The 21,875-nt window shown below is 61.7% G+C and carries 21 protein-coding genes and 1 tRNA gene; 11 read left to right on the top strand and 11 right to left on the bottom strand.

Annotated elements, in window-relative coordinates; all coding sequences use genetic code 11:
* The first annotated feature begins 270 nt into the window (after positions 1-270).
* Complete coding sequence (locus AC0L26_RS30305) at positions 271-1,761, top strand: peptidoglycan DD-metalloendopeptidase family protein (RefSeq protein WP_473635857.1); 1,491 nt, start codon at positions 271-273, stop codon at positions 1,759-1,761.
* A 539-nt stretch (positions 1,762-2,300) separates the two neighbouring features.
* Here AC0L26_RS30305 and AC0L26_RS30300 read toward each other — a convergent pair.
* Entirely contained in the window at positions 2,301-3,176 is an 876-nt protein-coding gene (locus AC0L26_RS30300; protein ID WP_473635856.1) for an ATP-binding protein, read from the bottom strand.
* A gap of 265 nt (positions 3,177-3,441) precedes the next feature.
* On the opposite strand from AC0L26_RS30300, the gene yajC reads away from it, so the two are divergent.
* The 5 genes from yajC (at position 3,442) to AC0L26_RS30275 (ending at position 8,876) form a co-directional block, all read left to right on the top strand.
* A complete protein-coding gene (gene yajC, locus AC0L26_RS30295) occupies positions 3,442-3,780 on the top strand; it encodes a preprotein translocase subunit YajC (RefSeq protein ID WP_354491147.1) in 339 nt (112 codons plus the stop codon).
* Positions 3,781-3,964: 184 nt separating this feature from the next.
* The gene (locus AC0L26_RS30290; RefSeq protein WP_473635855.1) at positions 3,965-4,924 is read left to right on the top strand and encodes a SecDF P1 head subdomain-containing protein; all 960 of its coding nucleotides are present in this window, start codon (positions 3,965-3,967) and stop codon (positions 4,922-4,924) included.
* A 124-nt stretch (positions 4,925-5,048) separates the two neighbouring features.
* The gene (gene secDF, locus AC0L26_RS30285; protein ID WP_473635854.1) at positions 5,049-7,601 is read left to right on the top strand and encodes a protein translocase subunit SecDF; all 2,553 of its coding nucleotides are present in this window, start codon (positions 5,049-5,051) and stop codon (positions 7,599-7,601) included.
* A gap of 14 nt (positions 7,602-7,615) precedes the next feature.
* Entirely contained in the window at positions 7,616-8,005 is a 390-nt protein-coding gene (locus AC0L26_RS30280; RefSeq protein ID WP_473635853.1) for an Mth938-like domain-containing protein, read from the top strand.
* Between the two features lies 1 nt (position 8,006).
* Entirely contained in the window at positions 8,007-8,876 is an 870-nt protein-coding gene (locus AC0L26_RS30275) for a phytoene/squalene synthase family protein (RefSeq protein ID WP_473635852.1), read from the top strand.
* Positions 8,877-8,967: 91 nt separating this feature from the next.
* Here the strand turns inward: AC0L26_RS30275 and AC0L26_RS30270 are convergent, their stop codons facing one another.
* From AC0L26_RS30270 to AC0L26_RS30250, 5 genes are all read right to left on the bottom strand, one after another.
* Positions 8,968-9,267: a type II toxin-antitoxin system RelE/ParE family toxin gene (locus AC0L26_RS30270; protein WP_473635851.1), complete on the bottom strand. Its 300-nt coding sequence runs from the start codon at positions 9,265-9,267 to the stop codon at positions 8,968-8,970.
* Positions 9,239-9,541 carry a type II toxin-antitoxin system ParD family antitoxin gene (locus AC0L26_RS30265; RefSeq protein WP_352938385.1) on the bottom strand — a complete coding sequence of 101 codons (303 nt, stop codon included), beginning with the start codon at positions 9,539-9,541 and terminating at the stop codon, positions 9,239-9,241. The genes AC0L26_RS30270 and AC0L26_RS30265 overlap by 29 nt, the downstream gene beginning before the upstream one ends.
* A gap of 74 nt (positions 9,542-9,615) precedes the next feature.
* Entirely contained in the window at positions 9,616-11,025 is a 1,410-nt protein-coding gene (gene trmFO / locus AC0L26_RS30260) for a methylenetetrahydrofolate--tRNA-(uracil(54)-C(5))-methyltransferase (FADH(2)-oxidizing) TrmFO (protein ID WP_473635850.1), read from the bottom strand.
* 382 nt (positions 11,026-11,407) lie between these two features.
* The gene (locus AC0L26_RS30255) at positions 11,408-11,548 is read right to left on the bottom strand and encodes a DUF1127 domain-containing protein (protein ID WP_095485458.1); all 141 of its coding nucleotides are present in this window, start codon (positions 11,546-11,548) and stop codon (positions 11,408-11,410) included.
* Positions 11,549-11,602: 54 nt separating this feature from the next.
* Positions 11,603-11,743 (bottom strand): DUF1127 domain-containing protein, encoded by a 141-nt coding sequence (locus AC0L26_RS30250; RefSeq protein WP_006335194.1) that lies wholly within the window; start codon positions 11,741-11,743, stop codon positions 11,603-11,605.
* A 237-nt stretch (positions 11,744-11,980) separates the two neighbouring features.
* Here AC0L26_RS30250 and AC0L26_RS30245 point away from each other — a divergent pair, with 237 nt between their 5' ends.
* The 3 genes from AC0L26_RS30245 to AC0L26_RS30235 are packed head-to-tail and all read left to right on the top strand — an operon-like array spanning position 11,981 to position 15,159.
* Positions 11,981-13,096, top strand: a complete 1,116-nt coding sequence (locus AC0L26_RS30245) for a DUF2157 domain-containing protein (RefSeq protein WP_473635849.1) — start codon at positions 11,981-11,983, stop codon at positions 13,094-13,096.
* Complete coding sequence (locus AC0L26_RS30240; protein WP_473635848.1) at positions 13,093-13,674, top strand: GDYXXLXY domain-containing protein; 582 nt, start codon at positions 13,093-13,095, stop codon at positions 13,672-13,674. Before AC0L26_RS30245 ends, AC0L26_RS30240 begins: the two co-directional genes overlap by 4 nt.
* A gap of 36 nt (positions 13,675-13,710) precedes the next feature.
* Positions 13,711-15,159 carry an aromatic amino acid lyase gene (locus tag AC0L26_RS30235; RefSeq protein WP_473635847.1) on the top strand — a complete coding sequence of 483 codons (1,449 nt, stop codon included), beginning with the start codon at positions 13,711-13,713 and terminating at the stop codon, positions 15,157-15,159.
* 75 nt (positions 15,160-15,234) lie between these two features.
* Here AC0L26_RS30235 and AC0L26_RS30230 read toward each other — a convergent pair whose 3' ends face one another.
* Both AC0L26_RS30230 and AC0L26_RS30225 read right to left on the bottom strand, forming a co-directional pair.
* On the bottom strand, positions 15,235-15,366 hold the full coding sequence (locus AC0L26_RS30230) for a hypothetical protein (RefSeq protein WP_473635846.1): 132 nt from the start codon (positions 15,364-15,366) through the stop codon (positions 15,235-15,237).
* A gap of 236 nt (positions 15,367-15,602) precedes the next feature.
* Positions 15,603-15,685, bottom strand: a tRNA-Leu gene (locus tag AC0L26_RS30225).
* Positions 15,686-16,084: 399 nt separating this feature from the next.
* Here AC0L26_RS30225 and AC0L26_RS30220 point away from each other — a divergent pair.
* Entirely contained in the window at positions 16,085-16,867 is a 783-nt protein-coding gene (locus AC0L26_RS30220) for a hypothetical protein (RefSeq protein WP_473635845.1), read from the top strand.
* 545 nt (positions 16,868-17,412) lie between these two features.
* Positions 17,413-18,897 (top strand): trigger factor, encoded by a 1,485-nt coding sequence (gene tig, locus AC0L26_RS30215; protein WP_473635862.1) that lies wholly within the window; start codon positions 17,413-17,415, stop codon positions 18,895-18,897.
* A 56-nt stretch (positions 18,898-18,953) separates the two neighbouring features.
* On the opposite strand, the gene AC0L26_RS30210 is transcribed toward tig, so the two are convergent.
* From AC0L26_RS30210 to dgoD, 3 genes are all read right to left on the bottom strand, one after another.
* Positions 18,954-19,703, bottom strand: coding sequence for a FadR/GntR family transcriptional regulator (locus tag AC0L26_RS30210; RefSeq protein ID WP_473635844.1), 750 nt, complete (start codon positions 19,701-19,703; stop codon positions 18,954-18,956).
* Between the two features lie 80 nt (positions 19,704-19,783).
* The gene (locus tag AC0L26_RS30205; protein ID WP_473635843.1) at positions 19,784-20,560 is read right to left on the bottom strand and encodes an SDR family oxidoreductase; all 777 of its coding nucleotides are present in this window, start codon (positions 20,558-20,560) and stop codon (positions 19,784-19,786) included.
* Between the two features lie 23 nt (positions 20,561-20,583).
* Positions 20,584-21,756, bottom strand: coding sequence for a galactonate dehydratase (gene dgoD / locus AC0L26_RS30200; protein WP_473635842.1), 1,173 nt, complete (start codon positions 21,754-21,756; stop codon positions 20,584-20,586).
* Positions 21,757-21,875 lie beyond the last annotated feature (119 nt).

The following is a 21,875-nucleotide window of genomic DNA, read 5'->3' as shown; positions in this document are numbered from 1 at the left end:
CACTATCGACCCCGACGAATGCGACAATTACTTTGCGAACGCAGGCTACGCTTCCGTTAAAACGTGAAAGACTCTAGGATGACGAAGCTGAGGCCTTCGGCCAATTCTTCGACTCCGGCGCGGCCTAACCTGAATCTCGACATACCCCAAGCACCCCAGCCTTAAATATTTTAAGAAAATTTGCGTCTGATTCTAAAGGTTTAACCGACCAGTAACATTAACGCGCTTTAATCACGGTCAGTCTGTACCGGGTATCTGCGGGTAAATGTGATGCAATTCAGTATTTTGAAGGCAAACGGACGCAACCTGGCACGCGGTTTCGCTGTCCTTATGGTTGCGGGCACCGCGGCGGGATGCAGTTCCCAGGTGTCGCGGTTCAACAGTGTCGATGACGTCTTCACCTCCTCGACCAACAACCAGCGCACCATCATCGACAAGCAGAACACCGCCCAACCTTATCCTGGCGATGCCCCGGTTTCGGCTGCGCCGATCGACGGCAGCCATACCCAGTCGGTCAGCCGTTCAAGCCTCGAACCGGTGACGACGCAGCAATTGCCGCCGGCCAGCCAGTCGCAGCCAGCTCCCGCGTTGGCGCCGGCCCGCGTCGCTTCGGCGCCGCCGGTCGACCGGACTGCAACTGGGACAGTGGCAAAGCCGTTCAAGGACGCACAGCCTGACGCTCCGCGCATGGCGACGGCGGGCAGCCAACCGCGCGCCACCGAGATCATCGTCAAGGACGGCGAGACCATTTTCGGCCTGTCGCGGCGCCACGGCGTGCCCGCCGACGCGCTTATGAAGGTCAATGGGCTGAGCGAGACCAACGGGCTGAAGGCCGGCCAGAAGCTCGTCATCCCGGCCTACGCCTATTCGGGCAAGAAACCGGCGCCGAAGCTCGCCGACGCCAAGCCTGCGAACGACACCAAGCGCGATTTGCCAGCCAAGGCGCCGGAGATGGTGGCTGTGCTGCCGCAGCAGCCGAAGCTCAAGGAGGGCAAGTCCGCCGCGCAGCTGGACGCCTCGGCCGCAACAAACCAGCCGAAGGACGGAAAAGCCGCGCCTAAGGCGACTGGCGCTGGTGGCACCTATACCGTCGAGCAGGGTGATACGCTGTCGGCGATCGCCAGGAAGACCGGCGTCGGCGTGGCTGCATTGAAGCAGGCGAACGGCATGCAGGACGGCCTGCTCAAGATCGGCCAGACCCTGAAGGTGCCGGCTGGCGGAACCGCGACGGTTGCCAGCGCCAAGCCGGCAAAGGTCGATCCGGTAACGACAGCCACCACCCCGCCTGCGGCAAAGACCACGCCGACGGAAACGCTTGCTTCCTACACGCCGCCGAAGAAGGATGCGAAGGTCATCCAGCAGGCCGAGGATGATGACGCGGTGGCGCCAAATGCCACGGGCATCGGCAAGATGCGCTGGCCGGTGCGCGGCCGGGTGATCTCCGGCTTTGGCGGCGGCAAGGACGGTGTCGACATTGCCGTGCCGGAAGGAACGCCGGTCAAGGCGGCCGAGAACGGCGTCGTCATCTATGCCGGCGATGGCCTCAAGGAATTCGGCAATACGGTGCTGGTGCGCCACGAGAACGGGTTGGTCACCGTCTACGGCCACGCCCGTTCGATCGAGGTCCAGCGCGGCCAGAAGGTCAAGCGCGGCCAGGAAATCGCGCAGTCCGGCATGAGCGGCACCACCGACTCGCCGAAACTGCATTTCGAAGTCCGCAAGAACTCGGCGCCGGTCGATCCTTCGACCTATCTTGAATAAAGAAGTCGATCCTTCGACCTATCTTGAATGAAAGAAAGTCGATCCTTCGACCTATCTCAAATAGAAAAAGAAAAGCGATTGCGCGCCGCCTGACCTCCAGTCCGGCCGCCGGCTCAGCCCGCCCTGCCAAGGGGCGGGCTTTTTCAGTTTTCTGGATGAACGCTAGTAGCGCGGCACAGGGAATTTGACGGGTTGGATGCCTGTTGGCGGCCAAGATTTTATCGGTCGTTTCGGTGGGCTGTCATAACGGCCGAAGCTCCTCAACTTCGTCATCCCTGGGCGAAGCAGGAGCGGAGCTCCGTCGCGAAGACCCTGGGATCCATGCCGTAACCTTAGCCGAAGGGTGCCGCGGAGCAGAATTCTGCACTGTAGCAGCGCTCGGATGTCACGGCATGGATCCTGGGGTCTGCGCTGCGTCGCTTCGCTCCTTGCTACGCCCCAGGATGACGAAGCGATGGCATTTCCGCTAATCGCCAAGGCATGCGGTCCGTCAACGCAAGCGCGTCCGACCTGTCAAAATTCTGCGCCGAGGAACTACATTAATCCTTGAGCGATTTGCCGAGCCGGCCCGCCAGATCCTGGGTGAACTGCCAGGCGACGCGGCCCGAACGGCTGCCGCGCGTCGTCGCCCATTCCAGCGCCTCGGCGCGCAGCGTCTTGGGATCGATGGCAAGGCCATGATGGCTGACATAGCCGTCGATCATGTCGAGATACTCGTCCTGCGAGCATTTGTGGAAGCCGAGCCAGAGGCCGAAACGGTCGGACAGCGAGACTTTTTCCTCGACAGCCTCCGACGGGTTGATGGCGGTCGAGCGCTCATTGTCGATCATGTCGCGCGGCAAAAGGTGGCGCCGGTTCGAGGTGGCATAGAAGATGACATTGGCCGGGCGGCCTTCGACGCCGCCTTCGAGCGCCGCCTTCAGTGACTTGTAGGAGGTGTCGTCATGGTCGAAGGAGAGGTCGTCGCAAAACAGGATGAAACGGTAAGGTGCTGCCTTCAGCAAATTCATCAGCTTCGGCAGCGTGTCGATGTCCTCGCGGTGGATCTCGATAAGCTTGAGCGGCAGGTCCAGCTTAGCCGACGCATTGACGGCGGCATGCACGGCCTTGACCAGCGAGGATTTGCCCATGCCGCGCGCCCCCCACAACAGCACGTTGTTGGCTGCGTAGCCGGAGGCGAAGCGTTCGGTGTTGTCGACCAATATGTCGCGGACGCGGTCGACGCCGCGGATCAGGCCGATGTCGACGCGGTTGACCTTGCGCACCGGCTCCAGATGGCCGGGATCGGCCTGCCAGACGAAGCAATCGGCCTCGCCGAGGTCGGTTTCCGGCACCGGCGGCGGGGCGAGGCGAGCGACCGCCTCGATCAGGCGGTCAAGCTTCTTGTTCAGGGCTTCGATGGTGCTGTCGCTCATTTTATCTTTGCCCTCAGGAGGGTATGACGCGGAACCTACTTGTTTCCAGCGTTTCGGAACCAGTTCCAACCTTTTGTTAGAGCATGATCTTTTCCGAAAACCGGGCTTCGTTTTCGGGAACATGCTCTAACACGGCTCAACCAGCCGGAAAAGCAGCCGAAAAGCCCGACCGCAGTTGCATTGGCAACTTTACCGACTATATTCCGGCGAAATTTCACGGGGCGGCCAAATTGGCGGCTGTTTTTCAAAATTCAGGAGTACTTCGATGTTCGTGACACCGGCATACGCTCAAGGCGTCGGCGCCTCCCCGGATATGTTCATTAGCATTTTGCCGTTTGTCCTGATTTTCGTGATCATGTATTTTCTGATCATCCGGCCGCAGCGCGCGCAGTTGAAGAAGCGCGGCGAGATGCTGGCGGCAGTTCGCCGCGGCGATACGGTCGTCACCGGCGGCGGCTTCGTCGGCAAGGTGACCAAGGTGATCGACGACAATGAGCTCGAGATCGATCTCGGCGGTGGCACCAAGGTAACGGCGCTGCGCTCCACGATCGCCGATGTGCGCGTCAAGGGCGAGCCGGTGGCGAACCAGAACGCCAAGAAATAACCGAAATTTCTGGCGGAGCGATCCGCGGATACGCCCTGACGGACGACGCCATTTGCTATATCTTTCGCGCTTCAAGATGACTCTGATCTGGGTGGCCGTGGCCATGACAGGGGTTCTTGGTGCGCCCGGTCTTTTCGCCGCCAGTCCGCTCGCCAAGCAGCCCGACGGGGTACCGAAACTCCAAATGGCGGGCGACCTCGATCAACAGGGCGGTTCGCACATCCTGCTCAGCTTGGATCTGGACGACTTGATCAGGGGCAGGCTGGAGACGACACGCGATGAAATCCGCTCACTGCTGCGTTCCGCCCGCATAGGCTATACGGGCCTTGCCAGGTCAGGACGCACGGTTCAAGTTCGCATCTCGGATTCCACGCAGGTCGAAGCGGCCAAGACGGCGTTGAAAACATTGACCGATCCAGTCGCCGCCAGCGGCTCCATCCAGGAGACGACACTGGATGAGTCGGAGCCGGGGGGGTTGCTCAAATTCACCGCAACAGACGCGGGCATCACATATGGCACTTCAACTGCGCTTGCGCAGTCGATAGAGGTCATCAAACGTCGTATCTACGAACTCGGCATCACCGAACCGATCGTGCAGCAGCAAGGCGACGACCGGATTCTGATTCAAATGCCGGGCTTGAAAGATCCGAAAAGGCTGAGCGAAATCCTCGGCCGGACGGCCAAACTGACCATCCAATTGGTCGATCAGTCGATGCCGGTGCGAGATGCGCTCAGTGGCCAGCCACCAATTGGGTCCTCGGTGCTTTATTCGCAGGATGATCCGCCGGTTCCGTATCTGATCGAGAACCGCGTCATCGTTTCGGATGAAAATCTGATCGATGCGAAGGCGACCTACAATTCGCAAAACAATGAGCCGATGGTCTTGTTCCGGCTTGATTCAAAAGGTACTGCCCGCTTGGGCAGGGCGACGTCGGAAAATGTCGGCGGGTTGCTTGCCGTGGTGTTGGACAACCAGTTGGTTTCGGTACCGGTGATCCGCGAGCCGATCCTTGACGGCATCGGCCAGATATCGGGCAACTTCACCGTCCAGGGCGCCAACGATCTAGTCGTGCTACTGCGCGCCGGTCCGTTGCCGGCAAGATTGACAATAGTTGAAGAAAGCCCGATGGCAGCACCAAAGTGAACTGCCTTGTGCCCGACATCACCTGTGCACGCACCAAGGGCGAGCCGGTGGCGAACCAGAACGCCCAGAAATAACCCAATTCCAGGCGGAACGATCCGCCAGAACGCCTTACGGACGACGCCACATGCTTTATTTCTCGCGCTTCAAGATGATCCTGATCTGGCTGGCCGTGGCCGCCACGGTGATCCTCGCTGCGCCCAACCTTTTCTCTGCCAGCACGCTGGCCCAGCTTCCCAGCTGGGTGCCGAAGCGTCAGATGACGCTCGGCCTCGATCTGCAGGGCGGCTCGCATATCCTGCTCAGGATGGATCCCAACGATCTGATCAAGGATCGTCTGGAGACGACGCGCGACGAAATCAGGACGCGGCTGCGCGATGCCAAGATCGGTTACACCGGCCTTTCCGGATCAGGCCGGGCCGTGCAGGTCCGCATCACCGATCCCGGTCAGGTCGATGCCGCCAAGGCGGCGCTGAAGACGTTGACCGACCCGGTGGCGGCCGGCCTGTTCAGCGGCGGCTCCGTCCAGGAGATGTCGCTTGATGATTCCGAGCCTGGCCTGCTCAAATTCACTGTTACCGATGCCGGCATCAAATACCGCACGTCGACGGCTCTGGCGCAATCGCTCGAAGTCGTCGAGCGCCGCGTCAACGAACTCGGCACCACCGAGCCGATCGTGCAACGCCAAGGCGAAGACCGCATTCTGGTTCAGGTGCCGGGCCTGCAGGATCCGCAAAGGCTGAAGGACATTCTTGGCCAGACCGCCAAGCTGACCTTCCAGATGGTCGATCAGTCGATGCCGGTGCAGGATGCGCTCAACGGTCGTCCGCCGGCGGGATCCTCGGTTCTGTATTCGCAGGATGATCCGCCGGTTCCCTATCTGATCGAGAACCGCGTCATCGTTTCGGGCGAAAATCTCGTCGATGCGCAGGCAACATACAATTCCCAGACCAACGAGCCGGTGGTTTCGTTCACCTTCGATTCCAAGGGAGCGGCGCGTTTCGGCCAAGCCACCTCCCAGAATGTCGGCAAGCTGTTCGCCATTATCCTCGACAATCAGGTGATTTCGGCGCCGCAGATCCGCGAACCGATCCTTGGCGGCAACGGCCAGATCTCGGGCAATTTCACCGCCGAGAGCGCCAACGACCTCGCCGTTCTGTTGCGTGCCGGCGCGCTGCCGGCGACGCTGACGGTGATCGAAGAACGCACGGTAGGCCCCGGGCTCGGCGAAGATTCCATCCGCGCCGGCAAGATTGCCGGCGTGATCGGCTCAATCCTCGTCGTCGTGTTCATGTTCGTGGCCTATGGCTTTCTCGGCTTCATCGCCAATATCGCGCTGGCGGTGCATGTGGCCATGATCATCGCGTTGTTGTCGTTGCTTGGCGCGACACTGACATTGCCTGGCATCGCCGGCATCGTGCTGACCATCGGCATGGCGGTCGATTCAAACGTTCTCATCTACGAGCGTATCCGCGAGGAGCGACGAAACGGTCGCTCGGTAATCCAGGCGATCGACACCGGCTTTTCGAAAGCGCTGGCAACCATCGTCGATTCGAACGTCACCTCGCTGATCGCAACCGTGGTGCTGTTCTGGCTCGGGACCGGGCCGGTGAAGGGCTTTGCCGTAACCTTCGCCATCGGCATTCTGACCACAGTCTTCACCGCCTTCACCTTCACCCGGCTGCTGGTATCGATCTGGCTTCGCCGCGCCCGCCCCAAGGAGCTGCCGCGCGCGCCGGTGACCTTCGTCCCGCCGGGTACGAGAATTCCATTCATGGGCATCCGCCGCTGGACATTCGCACTGTCCAGCATGCTGTCGATCCTGTCGGTCGTGCTGTTCATGACCGTCGACATCAATTACGGCATCGACTTCAAGGGCGGCTCGCTGATCGAGGTCCAGGCCAAGGATGGCACCGCCGATATTGCCGACATCCGCGGCAGGCTTTCGGAACTCAACATCGGCGAAGTGCAGGTGCAGCAGTTCGGCGATCCGAACGATGTGCTGATTCGCGTCGGCACGCAGGATGGCGGCGAGAACGCCGAACAGACCGTCATCGACAAGGTGCGCGGCGAGCTGCAGGACAATTACGATTTCCGCCGCGTCGAGGTGGTGGGACCGACGGTTTCCGGCGAGCTCGCCAAGCAAGGCACCATCGCCATGCTGATCGCACTGCTCGGAATCCTGATCTATGTCTGGTTCCGCTTCGAATGGCAGTTTGCGGTCGGCGCTATCATCGCCACAGTCCACGATGTGGTCATGACGATCGGCTTCTTCGTCATCACCGGTCTCGAATTCAACCAATCATCGCTTGCTGCGATACTCACAATCATCGGCTATTCGCTCAACGACACGATCGTCGTCTATGACCGTGTTCGCGAGGATCTGCGAAAATACAAGAGGATGCCGCTGCCGCAATTGTTGAACAACGCCATCAACGAAACGCTGTCGCGAACGACGCTGACCTCGGTGACGACGATGCTTGCGCTGCTGGCGCTGGTGCTGTTCGGCGGCGAGGTGATCCGCTCATTCACGCTGGCGATGCTGTTCGGCGTCGTCTTCGGGACGTATTCGTCGATCTTCATTGCCGCCCCTCTGCTCATCCTGTTCAAGCTGCGGCCACAGGCCGCGACGTCCGACGAGGAGAAGCCGGTGAGCGGCGGCAAAGCCCTGGCAACCTGACGATTGCTGCGCCCGTGGCAAAAGGCATAGTCATCCGCGAAGCGCATTTCCCCGGTCGTGCGCCGATCGAGGCCTATGGCAATGGCGGGTTTCGTTTCGCCGATATGTCGCATCGCGGCTCGCTTCTGTGCTTGCCTTCGGGCATCTATGGCTGGGAGCCGGCCGATCCCCAGGCACTGACGGCGGCGGATTTCGCCAAACTGCTCAATGAGGCTGACAAGGTCGAGATCCTGCTGGTCGGCACCGGCAAGGACCTCAAGCCGTTGCCGGCGGCGTTGCGTGCTGCGCTGAAGGCGGCGGGCATTGCGGCCGATCCGATGTCGACTGGTGCTGCCGTGCGGACCTATAATGTTCTTCTGACGGAAAACCGTGCGGTGGCCGCCGCGCTGATAGCCGTCGAGTGACGTGAGCGAAAACACCAAAATCGTCATGGAGACGGTGCGAACCGCCGACCATGACCGCTATGTTTCCGCGCTCTATGCGCCTGAAGACAAGCGTGACGCGCTGTTTTCGCTCTATGCCTTCAATGCCGAGATATCAGGCATTCGCGACCGGATCCGCGAGGCGCTGCCCGGCGAAGTGCGGCTGCAATGGTGGCGCGATGTCATCGCAGGCGAGGACGATGGGGCCGCCGAGGACGGTGGGGCAGGCACCGGCCATCCTGTCGCGGATGCGTTGAAGGCGACGATTGCCGCCTACCGGCTGCCGAAACTGGCGTTCGAGAACATGCTCGAAGCGCGTGTCTTCGATCTCTATGACGACCCGATGCCGTCGCGCATCGATCTGGAAGGCTATTGCGGCGAGACGGCAGCAGCGCTCATCCAACTGGCGGCAATGGTGCTTGATCCGGCTGAAGCGCCGCGTTTCGCCGAGCTTGCGGGCAGGGCAGGCTGCGCCCAGGCGATGACCGGCCTTTTGCTGCTGCTGCCGCAGCACCGCAAGCGTGGGCAGTGCTTTGTCCCGGCCGACATTCTGGCGGCGGCAGGGTCGTCGCCGGAAGAGTTCGTTGCGGGCGATGGTGGGCCTGGAGCGCAACGCGCTGTCGCGGCGATGATTGCACTGGCGCGGGAACATCTTGCCGCTTTCGAAAGCGGCGCATCGGCTTTGCCGGTTTCGCTGCGCCCGGCATTTCTGCCGCTGGCCCTCTCGCGCGCCTATCTCGGCAAGATGGAAAGTTCTCGCCATTCACTGCTCGATGGCGCGGTGCGGCTGTCGGCTATGCGCCGGCATTGGCTGCTGTTCCGGTGCGCGACGCGAGGCTGGTCGGAGGCCTGAAGGCGGCCAAGTACGAAGGAATCCAGGGAGCCGGAACTACCACCGCAGCCTTGAGGTCTGTCACGATGGACGCTCGATCCGGCATCGCGCATCAGCGTCTCGTAGTCGCGACCACCATAGAAGATGTTGACGATACGGACGAGATCGCCATCGACGACGCAAGTGATGATGACGGAGTGCTCGACGGTACCGTTCGCAATCCTGGCACGATGTCGTCGCGCGGGCGGCCACCGCGAGGGGCATTGCCGATATTTCTACAGCGCACTTTGATTCGATCGACGAAACTGTTGGCGATGGTTTCGCTTCCACCACTATCGAGGATATAGGCGGCAATCGATTCTAGGTCTGTGAGCGCGCTTTCATTAAGAACTACGGCGAGACGCTGAATCATCGCTGTCTCTCGCCAATTCCGAAATCCTATTTTTTACTCTTTTGATTGCCTCGTCCAGCGGAACAGCTGGCCGCTTATCCTCGATCGATGCCTTTACGCGCGCTCTGATCGACGCCATGCGCTCGGCATGCTCTTCCTCCTCGCGCTGGAACGCGCGAAGCGCTGCACGGATGACCTCGCTTGCCGATCCGAAGGAGCCGTCCTCGACTTTTTCGCGGATCATGCGCGCCATGGCGGGCGTGACGGTGACTGACAGTTTCTCGGCGGGCTCCATGAAGCTGCTCTCTCTAGAAGTAGGATACTATCCCACTTTGCGCCGTGGGTCCAAGCCAAAACCGAGGCGGCTTGCTACTCCGCCGCTTCCGCCCGAGAAGGCAGCCCCAGCCATTCGCGGCAGTCGGCCAGCGCGCGCGACGTCACCGCTCGCCGCTTGGCGACGGTCTTGTCCTTGCCGCGCAGGCGCTTTCCCTCCGACTTCGGTGCTTCCACCGGAGGGAACAGGCCGAAATTGACATTCATCGGCTGGAAGGAGCGCTTTCCCGGCTCATCGTCGGAAACAATGTGGCCGCCGGTGATGTGGTTGAGCAGCGCGCCAAAAGCTGTAGTCAACGGCGGCAGCGCCGGCGTGTGGCCCAACCGCTCGGCGGCGGCAAAACGCCCGGCAAGCAGGCCGATGGCCGCACTTTCGACATAGCCTTCGCAGCCGGTGATCTGGCCGGCGAAGCGCAGGCCGGGCCGCGATTTCAGCTGCAGCGAATGGTCAAGCAACGTCGGCGAATTGATGTAGGTGTTGCGGTGCAGACCGCCGAGGCGGGCGAATTCAGCGTTTTCGAGGCCTGGGATGGTGCGGAACACGCGCACCTGCTCGGCATGCTTCAGCTTGGTCTGGAAGCCGACCATGTTGTAGAGCGTGCCCAGCGCATTGTCCTGGCGAAGCTGCACGACGGCATAGGCTTTTACCGCGGGATTGTGCGCATTGGTCAGCCCCATCGGCTTCATCGGCCCATGGCGAAGCGTCTCGACGCCGCGCTCGGCCATGATCTCGATCGGCAGGCAGCCGTCGAAATAGGGCGTGCCTTCCCACTGCTTGAACTCGGTCTTCTGGCCGGCCACAAGCGCCTGCACGAAAGCAAGGTATTGTTCCTTGTCCAGGGGACAGTTGATGTAATCCTTGCCGGTGCCGCCCGGCCCGACCTTGTCGTAACGCGACTGGAACCAGCAGATATCCATGTCGATCGTGTCGAAATGCACGATCGGTGCGATGGCATCGAAGAAGGCGAGCGCATCGGCGCCGGTCGCTTCCGCGATCGATTGGGCGAGCCCAGGCGCGGTCAGTGGGCCGGTGGCGATGATCGCCTGGTCCCAGTCAGCCGGCGGCAGGCCGGGCACTTCCTCGCGCTGGATGCTGATGAGCGGGTGCGCTTCGAGCTTTCTGGTCACCGCTTGCGAAAACCCGTCGCGGTCGACGGCCAGCGCGCCACCGGCCGGCACCTGGTTTGCATCGCCGGCGCCCATGATCAGCGAACCGGCCAGTCGCATTTCGGCATGCAGCAGGCCGACGGCGTTGGTCTGCGCATCGTCGGAGCGGAAGGAATTGGAACAGACGAGCTCGGCCAGCCCATCAGTCTTGTGCGCATCGGTGCCGCGCACGGGCCGCATTTCATGCAGGACGACCGGAACACCGGCTTCTGCCGCCTGCCATGCTGCTTCGGAACCGGCGAGACCGCCGCCGATGACGTGAATGGGATTTTTGCTCATGAGCGCCGAAATAGTCGCTTGCAGCTGCGATTGCAATTGCCGCGCAGAGGACAGGACAAACCGCTGCCGGGGAACGCCTGCCCTGAAAACAACAACACCCGCCGGGGGAGGAGGTCCGGCGGGTGTCGTTTTGCTGGTCGATCCTCGGGAGGAGGTGAAGATCGACCGTATTCGTCATCGCCGGGGAGGAGGTCGGCTTTGACGAAATTCCTTTCGCCTGATGAACGGGGGCGAAACCCTAAGACGAAACTCACCTTCTAACAGCGCCCGCCGCGGGAGGAGGTGCGGCGGGCGCCGTTTTTGTGGTCAACCCTCGGGAGGAGGTGAAGGCTGACCGTATTCGTCAGGGTCGGGGAGGAGGTCGACCCTGGCGAAATTCCTTTTAGATCGCCTTGCGGGCGATGATCTTGATCTCGTCGCGGACGATACCGAGATCATGCAGCTGGCGGTTCGAAAGGCGACCCAGCTCGGTAACGGTCGAGCGATAAACGCGCCAGTTACGATAGTTGCGGATCAGGTTCATTGTCGTTCTCTTTTCAAGTCAAACTGGTTCGGACCATTTGCGGTCCGAAGAGGATTAGACCGCCTTGCGAGCGACGTAATGAATGTCGCTGCGGCTGATGCCGAGGTCGGTCAGTTCGCGGTTGCTCAGGCGGCTCAGCTCGGAAACGGTGTCCCGGTAGCGGCGCCAGTTGCGGTAGTTGCGGATCAGGTTCATGGTATTTCTCGTTTCGTCTTTCTTTCGGATCATTCCGTCTTTGTGTACGCCCTGAAGATAGGTGGGGTCATATCGATTTAAAAGCGCTATTGGTGCATGGCAGCAATGCAAATTGTGCAATGCACCATCACGGGGCGTTCACGTGTTCGACATAGATAAACCGGAATCGGAAAATGTCGTGACGTCAACGACTTGGCCGGGTCTGCTGAAAAAAAGACCGAGCTGGGGGAGAAAGGTATGGCGAGCTATTCGTCACGGGTCAGGGCCGATATTGCACGATGGGCGCAGGCTGGCCTGATCGATGCCCCGACGGCCGACGCGCTGAGGCGCGACGTCGCGGCCAATGAGCGGAGATCGCTGAGCTTCGGTTCGATCCTGGCGATGATGGCGGCGCTGCTGTTTGGCGCTGCCATTCTGATCTTCGTCGCCGCCAATTGGGAAGCTATCCCGCGGCTGGCACGGGTGGCGGCGCTCTTCGCCATCATCCTCGCAGGCTATGTCGGCGGCGCAGTGTTGAAGATACGCGACCATGCTGCGCTCGGCGAGGCAGTTTGGATCGTCGCTGCGGCGGCATTCGGCGGATCGATCGCGCTGATCGGCCAGATGTATCATCTATCCGGCGACGAGGCATCCGCCCTGATCACCTGGGGCGCAGGCACGGCCTTGGCGGCGGTTGCGCTGCGCTCGAACCCGCTGACCGTTGCGGCGGTCGGAATCGCCGATGCATGGCTGGTCCTCACCGGGTTCGACTATTTCACGCACACGGAATTTCCGCACCTCTTCGTCGTCATGGCGATCGTGCTGTTCGCCATTTCGTTCTGGACGCGCAGCCAGGCGGCTCGGCATTTAATCGTCTTGTCGATCATCTTCTATCTCGTGCTGTTGGCAATGCATTACGATACGCTGCAGGTCGCCATCCCTCTCGTTGTCGCGTCGGTGCTGCTTTTCGCGGCGGCGATCTTCGCTGCCGGGCCCGGCGACAGGTTCGTGCAGCTTGGCGGCCGGCTGCCCTTACATGCGCTGATCGGATTTCTCACCGGTCTGGCGATGATCCAGTTCGAGCTGGCCGATGAAAGCAACAATGGCGGCTTTGCCATTGCTTCGGCCATTGCGCTTGCCGGGATTGTCGCTGCAATCGTTCTGGGCGGCCGGGAAAGCAGGGGATTGCGTTGGGTTGCCTATGCCGGCTTCGCCTTCGAACTCGCCATCATCTATGTGGTGATGCTGCAGTCGATGCTTGATACGGCAGGCTTCTTCCTGGCGGCAGCCGTGCTTCTCGGCATCCTTGCCTTTGTCATCCTGCGCATCGAAAAGCGAATGAGGGCGCCCAGCGCAGAAGGAGCAGTGGCATGATGACCGGCAAAAGACTTGTTATTTCGGCGTTGGTGCTGGCGCTCGTCCAGATCGGCTTCCTGAGCTGGATCATCGCCGGCCGGGCGGCGATCTTGCGCGACGGCAAGCAAGCGCTGCTCAGGGTCGAACCGGTCGATCCGCGCGATCTCCTGCGCGGCGACTACATTCGCCTTGGCTATGAGATTTCGCAGATACCGGTGAAGCTGATCGCCAACGTTCCGGCTGGCAAGCTGTCTAGTGACGACACCTCTATTGTGGTCAGGCTGAAGCAGGGCGCCGACGGCTATTGGGAAGCGACCACGGCCTGGTTCGGTGAGGCGCCGGCGCCGGCAGCATCCGACGAAGTGGATATCGTCGGACAGGTGGCCGAGGGGTGGGATCTCAGCGCAGCAACGACGATCACGCCGGACTATGGCATTGAACGGTTCTATCTGCCGGAAGGCGAGGGCATAGCGATCCAGAACGACATGCGGGTGCGGCCATTCGGCATCCGCGTCGCCATCGCCAGGGATGGCACCGCGCAGATCAAGGCGCTGATGGACGGCGACAAGACGCTATTCGAGGAACCGCTTTATTAGAATAAAAAGGCGTGGCCGGCTCGGACAGCATCAAACATGACAATTATCCTGACGACACGAGAAGACATAAATCTCGACTCGGTTTTCCGCGTCGCCTGGAAAAAAGACACGGTGCAGATCAGCGACAAGGCCTTGCAGCGCATCGCCGAGTGCCGCGCGTCGTTCCTGCGTCTCATTGAAACCGACCCTGTACCGGTCATCTATGGCGTGACCACCGCCATGGGAGAACTGGCGAGCCGGCGGCTCGAACTTGGCGAGCGGGATCGCCATGCGCGCATCAAGGCGTTTGCAGCCGCCACATCATTCGGCGAGCCTTTGCCGGATCGCGTGGTGAGAGCGATCGTGCTCGCCCGCCTGGCGAATTTCCTCGAAGGAAATGCGGCAACGACACCGCGCATGGCGGTCGCGGTCGCGGCGATGCTGGACGGCGGACCGATGCCCATGGTGCCATCCTCCGGCCAGGGTGGCGCCGGCGAAATCCTCGCCCTCTATCCGCTATTTGCAGAGCTTTCGACGCGCTTCGACCTGGAAGTCAAGGAACGGGGGTCTTTGATCAATGGCTCGCCCTGCGCTGCCGCACTCGTGGCTGATGGGGCCTTGGCGGCTCGCCGCCGAGTTCGCCTTGCCGAAAAGGTCTTTGCGCTTTCGATCGAAGCGTTTCGCGCGCCGCTCGAACATTACGATCCGGCCCTCGACGCGCTTTGGGGCGATGAATACGAAGCGGCGGCCCTGCGGGGATTGAGGGCGTTTCTTGCCGGTGCCGGCATCGGCCGCCGCAATTATCAGGCACCGGTCAGCTACCGCATCGTCCCTCGCATCCTCGGACACGCGCATCGCGCGCTGGCATCGGCGGAGCGGGCGGCCACAGTGTCGCTCGCCTCAATATCGGACAACCCAGTCTACATCCCGCCTGACGACGGGCATCCGTTCGGGCGTTGCATCAGCACCGGCGGCTATCACAACGCCATGGCAACACCAGCCCTGGATGATCTGGCGGCGATATGGGCTGATATCTGCCTGTTGTGCGACCGCCACGCCTCGAAGCTCCTGAACGGCAAGGTGTCGCTCCTGCCCGATCTGCTTTTGACGGGGAGGGACTGGAGCGATAGCGACGGTCACGGCAATGTCGGCTATGTGCCGATGGCGATCACAGGTTACCTGGAGCAGGCCAAGCTTTCGGCGCAGCGCACCTTCATCCCGGGAACCGAATCGGCCGGCGCCGGCCAGGACGATGTCGCGACGACGGTCTTCCTCGCATGGACGAAGGAGGCACGCGCCGGCCACTGCCTCGATGCCGCCATGGCGATGCTGGCTGTGATCGCCTCGCAGGCATTACATGTCACCGAGCGCCTAGCGCCTCCCGCGCTTCAGCCGTTCGTCGCGGAGATCAGGAGCATCGTGCCGCCGGTCGGCGACGATCGCGTGCTGGGACCCGAGCTTGCGAATTTGACCGAATGGTTCACGCGCCAGGTTTTCGAGGAGTAGGCCGCTTGGCCGGATGAAGGGGCTCTCGACTGCCTTACCGGCATCGCCACCAGTTTCACGATGCCCGATAGTAGCTTAAGACCAGAACGGCCCAAGGACGAACACGGCCATTAGGGCGATGAAAAGCATAGCGATGATCACGACGCCCCACATGAGGACGTTTCCGGTGCCGCGTTTCTCCTCCTCGCGAGATAAGTGTTTCGCCATTGCACGATCCTTTTTGTAAGGTTCATGGCTTAGCAACGTGTCTTGCCGAGGCTGGTTCCCGGCAGCCGTCTTGAGCAGGGTGAGCGATCACAGGGCCCTAGTGATGCCCTGCCGAACAGATCGCGCGTGGGAGAACGCAGCGTTGCCTTCTGGCGAAAAACTTGCTGCGGATGCAGGGATGCGAACCCGCACGCCTTTCGGCACTGGAACCTTAATCCACTGTTCGAGAAGAGCAGTGGTGCGGGTAGAGGGACTCGAACCCCCACGTTCTCACGCCAGAACCTAAATCTGGTGCGTCTACCAATTCCGCCATACCCGCTGGCTTTGGATCACCGTGGTCTATGTCACAAGCCGTGTCACAAATTCAAGACTTAGATTTCGAGGTCTTTTCGGCCCCCGCGTTGCCGTCTATGCCAGTTGCCTGGGCAAGTCCCCAGTCGGTGGACCGTGGACTTCACACCGTCGGCGGCCACGACGGGGACCTTTCAGTCCAACGAGGCAACGGCTTCGCGAACGAACTCGTCGGCGGGTCAGGTCTTCATGCAAGAGGACAAGCTCACAATTATTTATTTCAAATTGATTCGGAATATTTTTCTAGCCGTAAGTTACAATCGCAAACATTGTTTCGCGCCGGCAACTCAAAAACTCTCTGAGTTCGTTGTCGCTAAAGCAGCAGGCTTTGAAACTGCTGCTGAGGTAACTACCAAAGGAGAGTGTCATGGCAAATGTCGTGAAGCGTTTCGCCACAGCTTTGGCCGGTGGTGCACTTGTTTTATCTCTGTCTTTTCCTTCCAACGCCGGCGGCATTAGCGTCGGCGCCGGCGCATCGGTTGGTGGCCGAGGCGGCGTAAACGCTGGTCTCGGCGCCTCGGTCGGCGGCAGTGGCGGCGTAAACGCCGGTCTCGGCGCCTCGATCGGTGGCAGTGGCGGCATCGATGCGGGGGCTGGCGCCTCGATCGGCGGCAGCAGCGGGGTGAATGCCGGCGCCGGTGCATCGGTTGGCGGCAAAAAGCGCATTACCGCTGGTCTCGGCGCCTCGATCGGCGGCAGCAGCGGGGTGAATGCTGGCGCCGGTGCATCGGTTGGCGGCAGCAGGGGCATTAGCGCCGGTGCTGGCGCCAATGTGGGCGGCACTCGTGGCGTCACGGCTGGCCTGGGTGCCAATCTCGGCGGCACCGGTGGCATCACTGCCGGCGCAGGCGCCAATGTAGGCGACTCCGGCGGCGTCACAGCGGGTGTGGGTGCCAATGTCGGTGGGACAGGCGGTATTGGCGTGGGCGTCGGTGTTGGCGTCGGTGGCGGAACCCTTCCCGGCACCCCTGGAACACCCGGAACTCCTGGAACGCCGGGCATTCCCGGCACTCCCGGCGTGAGCGTGGTCGCGCAGATGTCCAGCAGCCAGTTGATACGGATGAAGAAACGCTGCGTCGACGTGCTCGGGAGCGGCGGCACATACGATCGCGACCTACGTGAGCTTTGCTTGCTGATCGCACGCCGCTGAAGAGACTGTTGCGCAAACGGGAATATCGCATCGGCCGTGGGGCTTTAACGATACTCTCCTGGCGTCGCGGCCGGCCCGCCACTCGCAACGTGGCGGGCTTCTCTGCGTCAGGACCGCTGCGCTGAGCCATCATTCTGTCAATGTCGCGATCAAAATAGGGCCGTTCGCCGGCGAATGATCGCGAAAATCGAAGAGCCGATTTCGCGATCATGCGCCAAAATCAAGGTGCTACAGCGTCCTTTGCGCGTCCAAGAAGACCCGCGGCGCTGTAGATGCGAAGATGGTTGAAAATTAGCCGCGCCTGTGACAAAAGGCGTGTCGAATGTGACGGGATGCGACGATCCGCTTCTGCAAAATGTGATAAGAAGTAGGAAAAACAAAGACTTATTCACATTTTGGAGCGTATTTTTGAACGATTTGAACCGCGTTGGGCGGACAGATCGCCAAGTCCCGCACCAAAAGCCATTCCCGGCAAGATCATACCGGCAGGCTGTAAACGGCAGGGGCCGTTTGGCGGCCTCATTGGTGGAAACAAAGGTTTTATGATGCAGGTCACCGAAACGCTCAACTCAGGTCTCAAGCGCGAGATCAAGATCACCGTGCCGGCCGGTGACATGGAAGCCAAGCTGATGGCGCGGCTTTCCGATGCTAGGAACAAGGTCCGCATCAACGGCTTCCGCCCCGGCAAGGTGCCGGTGCAGCACCTGCGCAAGGTCTACGGCAAGTCGTTCATGGCCGAAGTGGTCAACGAGATCCTCAACGATTCGACCCGTTCGATCATTACCGGGCGCGGCGAAAAGGCCGCCATGCAGCCCGAAGTGATCATGACCGAGGACGAGAAAGAGGCCGAGAAAATCCTGGCCGGCGGCGCCGACTTCGAGTTCCGGCTGAACTACGAGATCATTCCGCCGATCGAGATCAAGGATTTCTCCGACATCAAGGTGACGCGTCAGGTGTTCGACGTGCCTGACACGGAGATCGACGAGCAGGTCCAGCGTGTCGCCGAATCGGCGCGCAGCTACGAACCGAAGACCGGCAAGGCCGCCGAAGGCGACCGCGTCACGATCGACTATGTCGGCAAGATCGACGGCGAAGCCTTCAGCGGCGGCGCCGGCACAGACCAGCCTCTGGTGCTCGGCTCCAAAGAATTCATTCCCGGGTTCGAGGATCAGCTCATCGGCAGCAAGGCCGGCGACGAGACCCAGGTCACGGTCACGTTCCCGGAAAACTACCAGGCGGCGCATCTGGCCGGCAAGGAAGCGACCTTCGACGTCACCGTCAAGGAAGTGTCCAAGCCCGGTGTGTTGGAAATCAACGATGAAACGGCCAAGAATCTCGGCCTGGAGTCGCTGGAGCGCCTGCGGGAAGTGGTGCGCACCCAGATCGAGAACCAGTTTGGCTCGATGACGCGCCAGAAGATCAAGCGCCAGCTGCTCGACCAGCTCGACGCCGCCTACTCGTTCGAGGCGCCGTCGAAGCTCGTCGAGGCCGAATTCAACAACATCTGGAGCCAGGTCAACCGCGATCTGGAAGCCGCCGGCCGCACCTTCGCCGACGAGGAAACGACGGAAGAAGAGGCGCGCGCCGAATATATGCGGCTTGCCGAGCGCCGCGTGCGTCTCGGCCTGGTTCTCGCTGAAATCGGCGAGAAGGCCGGCGTCACCGTGTCGGACGACGAATTGCAGCGCGGCCTGTTCGAGCAGGTGCGCCGCTATCCGGCCAACCAGCAGCAGGAAGCTTTCGAATTCTACCGCAGCAATCCCGAAGCGCTGAACACGCTGCGTGCGCCGCTGTTCGAGGAGAAGGTGGTCGACCATCTGCTCGGCCAGGTCTCGGTCACCGACGTCAAGGTCAGCAAGGAAGAGCTGATGGCCGACGACGAGGACACCGAGACGGCCAAGGCGAAGCCGGCGAAGAAAGCCGCCGCGAAGAAGGACGCCAAGAAGGCCGACGACGCGAAGGCCGAGGATGCGGAAGAGCCCAAGAAGAAGGCCGCGCCGAAGAAGAAAGCGGCCAAGGACGCCGAATAACACCGCGTTCTCAATCGTGAAAGGCCGCCCACGAGGCGGCCTTTTCTTTTTCTAGACTAGGCGACCTGCAGATCGTCGGCGGCGATGTCGAGCAGCCGGTTCATCGCGGCCCTGGCTCCGGCCGTGTCGCGCATACGGATCGCCTCGAGCACGGTTTGATGCGCTGCCAGCGCCCGCGACTGCGCTTCCATCAGCCTGTTGGTAACGAGGAAGGATGCGCTCAGCGCCGCCTCCAGCATCCCGATCAATCCTTTCAAAACAACGTTGTGGCTTGCCGCGATCACGCTGCGGTGGAAGGCCAGGTCTGCCCGGCAGACCCCATCGAGATCATGTGGGATCGAATCGCGCATGGCGTTGAAGGCGGCCTCGATCGCGGCGAGATCGGAGCCGGTGGCGCGCCTGGCGGCAAGTTCGGCGGCGGCCGGTTCGAAGATGCGGCGCGCCTCGATCAGTCCGGAAATCAGCTCGTGGTCGTTCTGGATATCCGGGTGCCAACTCAGCACCACGGGATCGAGCAGCCGCCAGTCATCGCGCGACAAAACGCGCACGCCGACCCGGCGCCGCGCCTCGACCAGCCCCTTTGCCGACAGCACCTTGATGGCTTCGCGTATCGAGGTGCGGCTGACACCCAGCATGGCGCAGAGCTCTTCCTCGCGCGGCAGCATTTCGCCTTGCCGATAGACGCCGCCAAGGATGCGACTGCCGAGAACGTTGACCACGGAATCGTGGATGCGGCTGCCGCCGGCGCCTTCGGTTTCGAGGCGGCGCCACGAACCGTCTTCAACCATGCCAAGGTCAGATGCCATGTCTTCCCAGCCCTTCTCCAACCTGCAACTCATAGGCGCGACCGACACCCTGCGCAACGCCGCCCTCGGTCATGATCCCATCAGTCATGGTAGAGCACCGAGCGGCCACCATCGACGACGATGCAGGCGGCGTTGAGGAAAGGTGCCTCGTCGGAAGCGAGGAACAGCGCCGTCATCGCCACCTCCTCGGGTTTACCGATGCGTTTTTGCGGGTGCAGATCGTAGGTACGCCGGCGTTCGGCCTCGGGGTCCGGAAAAGTGTTCCAGTAGTCGACGGCGATCTGCGTCTCGATATAACCGGGCGCAATGGCGTTCACCCGCACACCCCTGGCTGCGTAGTCGATGCCGAGCGCCCGGGTGAGGCCCAAAAGCCCGTGCTTGGCGACGGGGTAGGGGAAGCAACCGGGGATGATCGAAAAACTGTGCGTGGATGCAATGTTGACGATCGAGCCGGCGCCCTGGTCGAGCATAGCCGGCAGTACAGCCTTGCTCATGCGCCAGACGCCGTCGAGATCGATATCGAAGCAGCGCCGCCATTCGGCTTCGCTTGTCTCCAGCGGGTCGTGGAAGACGTTGATGCCGGCATTGTTGACGAGGATGTCGATCCGGCCAAAGGTCTCCTTCGCAAGCGCGGCGACGGCTTCGACGGAAGCGGTCTGGCGGACGTCGCACGGCACAAACAGGGCGCTCGTCCTGTTTGGCGAAAGATCCTTTGCAACCGCTTCGCCGGTCGTCTGATCGATCTCGGCGATGACGACTTTAGCGCCTTCGCGGCGGAAGGCCCGGGCGATCGCCTCGCCGATGCCGCGCCCGGCGCCGGTTATGATTGCGACCTTGTCCTGCAGGCGTCCGGTCATTTCATCCTCACCAGCGGGTTACCTCACCAGTCGACGACGGTGCCGTCCGGCATTACGGCGTTCTGCGTATGCAGCACCTCGGGCGCGAACGGATAGCGCGCGCAGACCGCCTCGTCGACCTCGATGCCGAGACCCGGCGCTTCGGGAACCTGCCAGAAGCCATCAACCATGCGGATCGGGCCTTTGACCACGTCGAAATACCACGGCACCGCGCCGACCATTTCCTCCTGAATGATATGGTTTGGCGTCGAGACGGCGAAGTGGAGCGCGGCGACGCCGGCGATCGGCCCAAGCGGGTTATGCGGGGCGACGCCGACGCCGACGGCCTCGGCATGGGCGGCGATCTTCTTGGCCTCGGAGAGGCCGCCGCAATGGCAGATGTCGGGCTGGATGATGCTGACCGCGCCTGCCGAAAGCAGTTCGACGAATTCGGCGCGCTCGACCAGTCGCTCCCCGGTCGCCAGCGGCACCGAAGTATGGGCGGCGAGGGCCTTCAGGCCGACCGTGTCGCCGGGCGGCAACGGCTCTTCGACGAACATCGGCCGGCCGGGAGCGAGGGCCTCGACATAGGAAAGCGCGGCGGAAACCGAGGCCGGGCGGCCATGGAAATCCACCATGATCTCGATCCCCGGTCCGACCGCCTTGCGCAGCGCCTCCATCAACCGCGCCACCTTGTCCACGTCGGGCAGCGGCGCGTGGTAGTGGGTATAGGGAATGAACACCGCCTTGAAGGCGCGATAGCCCTTTTCGACCACGGCATGCGCGCGTTCGACCAACGGATCGGCCTCCATCGTCTCGTAGACGGCGCGCATGTCGCCAAGGCCGAGATGGGTGTAGACGCCGACCTTGTCGCGCACCTTGCCGCCAAGCAGACGCCATACGGGCACGCCGAAATGCTTGCCCATGATATCCCACAAGGCCATCTCGATGCCGGAGATCGCGCTCATGCCGATGGCGCCGAGCCGCCAGAACGACTGCTTGCACATGACCCGCACGGCCTGTTCGATGTCGCGAGGATCACGCCCGACGATCAGCGGCGCCAGATCCTCGACCGCGCCGACCACTGCCCGCGTCTTCCATTCCAGTGTCGCTTCGCCCCAGCCATGCAGCCCCGGCTCGTCGGTCAGCACCTTCACGAACACCCAGTTCCGCATTTCCGCATTGACCACGCGGGTCTCGATACTTGTGATCCTCACTTGGGAGCTCCCGCGCAATTGCCTAATAGATCATATCTATAAGTCACGTTAGTCGACTTTGCCGATGTGTTCAACGCCAAACTGCGGCGCAGCAACGGCGCAGAGCTGGTCAATGTGCT

Source organism: Mesorhizobium sp. WSM4823 (genome assembly GCF_055811195.1).
Note: the sequence above shows the minus strand (reverse complement) of the source record. Positions and strands in the feature narration are given on the sequence as shown.

Bases quoted from the DNA above. Each gene is read 5' to 3' on its own strand.
- AC0L26_RS30305 (WP_473635857.1), top strand. From the start codon at position 271: ATGCAATTCAGTATTTTGAAGGCAAACGGACGCAACCTGGCACGCGGT.
- AC0L26_RS30300 (WP_473635856.1), bottom strand. From the start codon at position 3,176: ATGAGCGACAGCACCATCGAAGCCCTGAACAAGAAGCTTGACCGCCTG.
- yajC (WP_354491147.1), top strand. From the start codon at position 3,442: ATGTTCGTGACACCGGCATACGCTCAAGGCGTCGGCGCCTCCCCGGAT.
- AC0L26_RS30290 (WP_473635855.1), top strand. From the start codon at position 3,965: ATGGCGGGCGACCTCGATCAACAGGGCGGTTCGCACATCCTGCTCAGC.
- secDF (WP_473635854.1), top strand. From the start codon at position 5,049: ATGCTTTATTTCTCGCGCTTCAAGATGATCCTGATCTGGCTGGCCGTG.
- AC0L26_RS30270 (WP_473635851.1), bottom strand. From the start codon at position 9,267: ATGATTCAGCGTCTCGCCGTAGTTCTTAATGAAAGCGCGCTCACAGAC.
- AC0L26_RS30265 (WP_352938385.1), bottom strand. From the start codon at position 9,541: ATGGAGCCCGCCGAGAAACTGTCAGTCACCGTCACGCCCGCCATGGCG.
- trmFO (WP_473635850.1), bottom strand. From the start codon at position 11,025: ATGAGCAAAAATCCCATTCACGTCATCGGCGGCGGTCTCGCCGGTTCC.
- AC0L26_RS30255 (WP_095485458.1), bottom strand. From the start codon at position 11,548: ATGAACCTGATCCGCAACTATCGTAACTGGCGCGTTTATCGCTCGACC.
- AC0L26_RS30250 (WP_006335194.1), bottom strand. From the start codon at position 11,743: ATGAACCTGATCCGCAACTACCGCAACTGGCGCCGCTACCGGGACACC.
- AC0L26_RS30245 (WP_473635849.1), top strand. From the start codon at position 11,981: ATGGCGAGCTATTCGTCACGGGTCAGGGCCGATATTGCACGATGGGCG.
- AC0L26_RS30240 (WP_473635848.1), top strand. From the start codon at position 13,093: ATGATGACCGGCAAAAGACTTGTTATTTCGGCGTTGGTGCTGGCGCTC.
- AC0L26_RS30235 (WP_473635847.1), top strand. From the start codon at position 13,711: ATGACAATTATCCTGACGACACGAGAAGACATAAATCTCGACTCGGTT.
- AC0L26_RS30230 (WP_473635846.1), bottom strand. From the start codon at position 15,366: ATGGCGAAACACTTATCTCGCGAGGAGGAGAAACGCGGCACCGGAAAC.
- AC0L26_RS30220 (WP_473635845.1), top strand. From the start codon at position 16,085: ATGGCAAATGTCGTGAAGCGTTTCGCCACAGCTTTGGCCGGTGGTGCA.
- tig (WP_473635862.1), top strand. From the start codon at position 17,413: ATGCAGGTCACCGAAACGCTCAACTCAGGTCTCAAGCGCGAGATCAAG.
- AC0L26_RS30210 (WP_473635844.1), bottom strand. From the start codon at position 19,703: ATGGCATCTGACCTTGGCATGGTTGAAGACGGTTCGTGGCGCCGCCTC.
- AC0L26_RS30205 (WP_473635843.1), bottom strand. From the start codon at position 20,560: ATGACCGGACGCCTGCAGGACAAGGTCGCAATCATAACCGGCGCCGGG.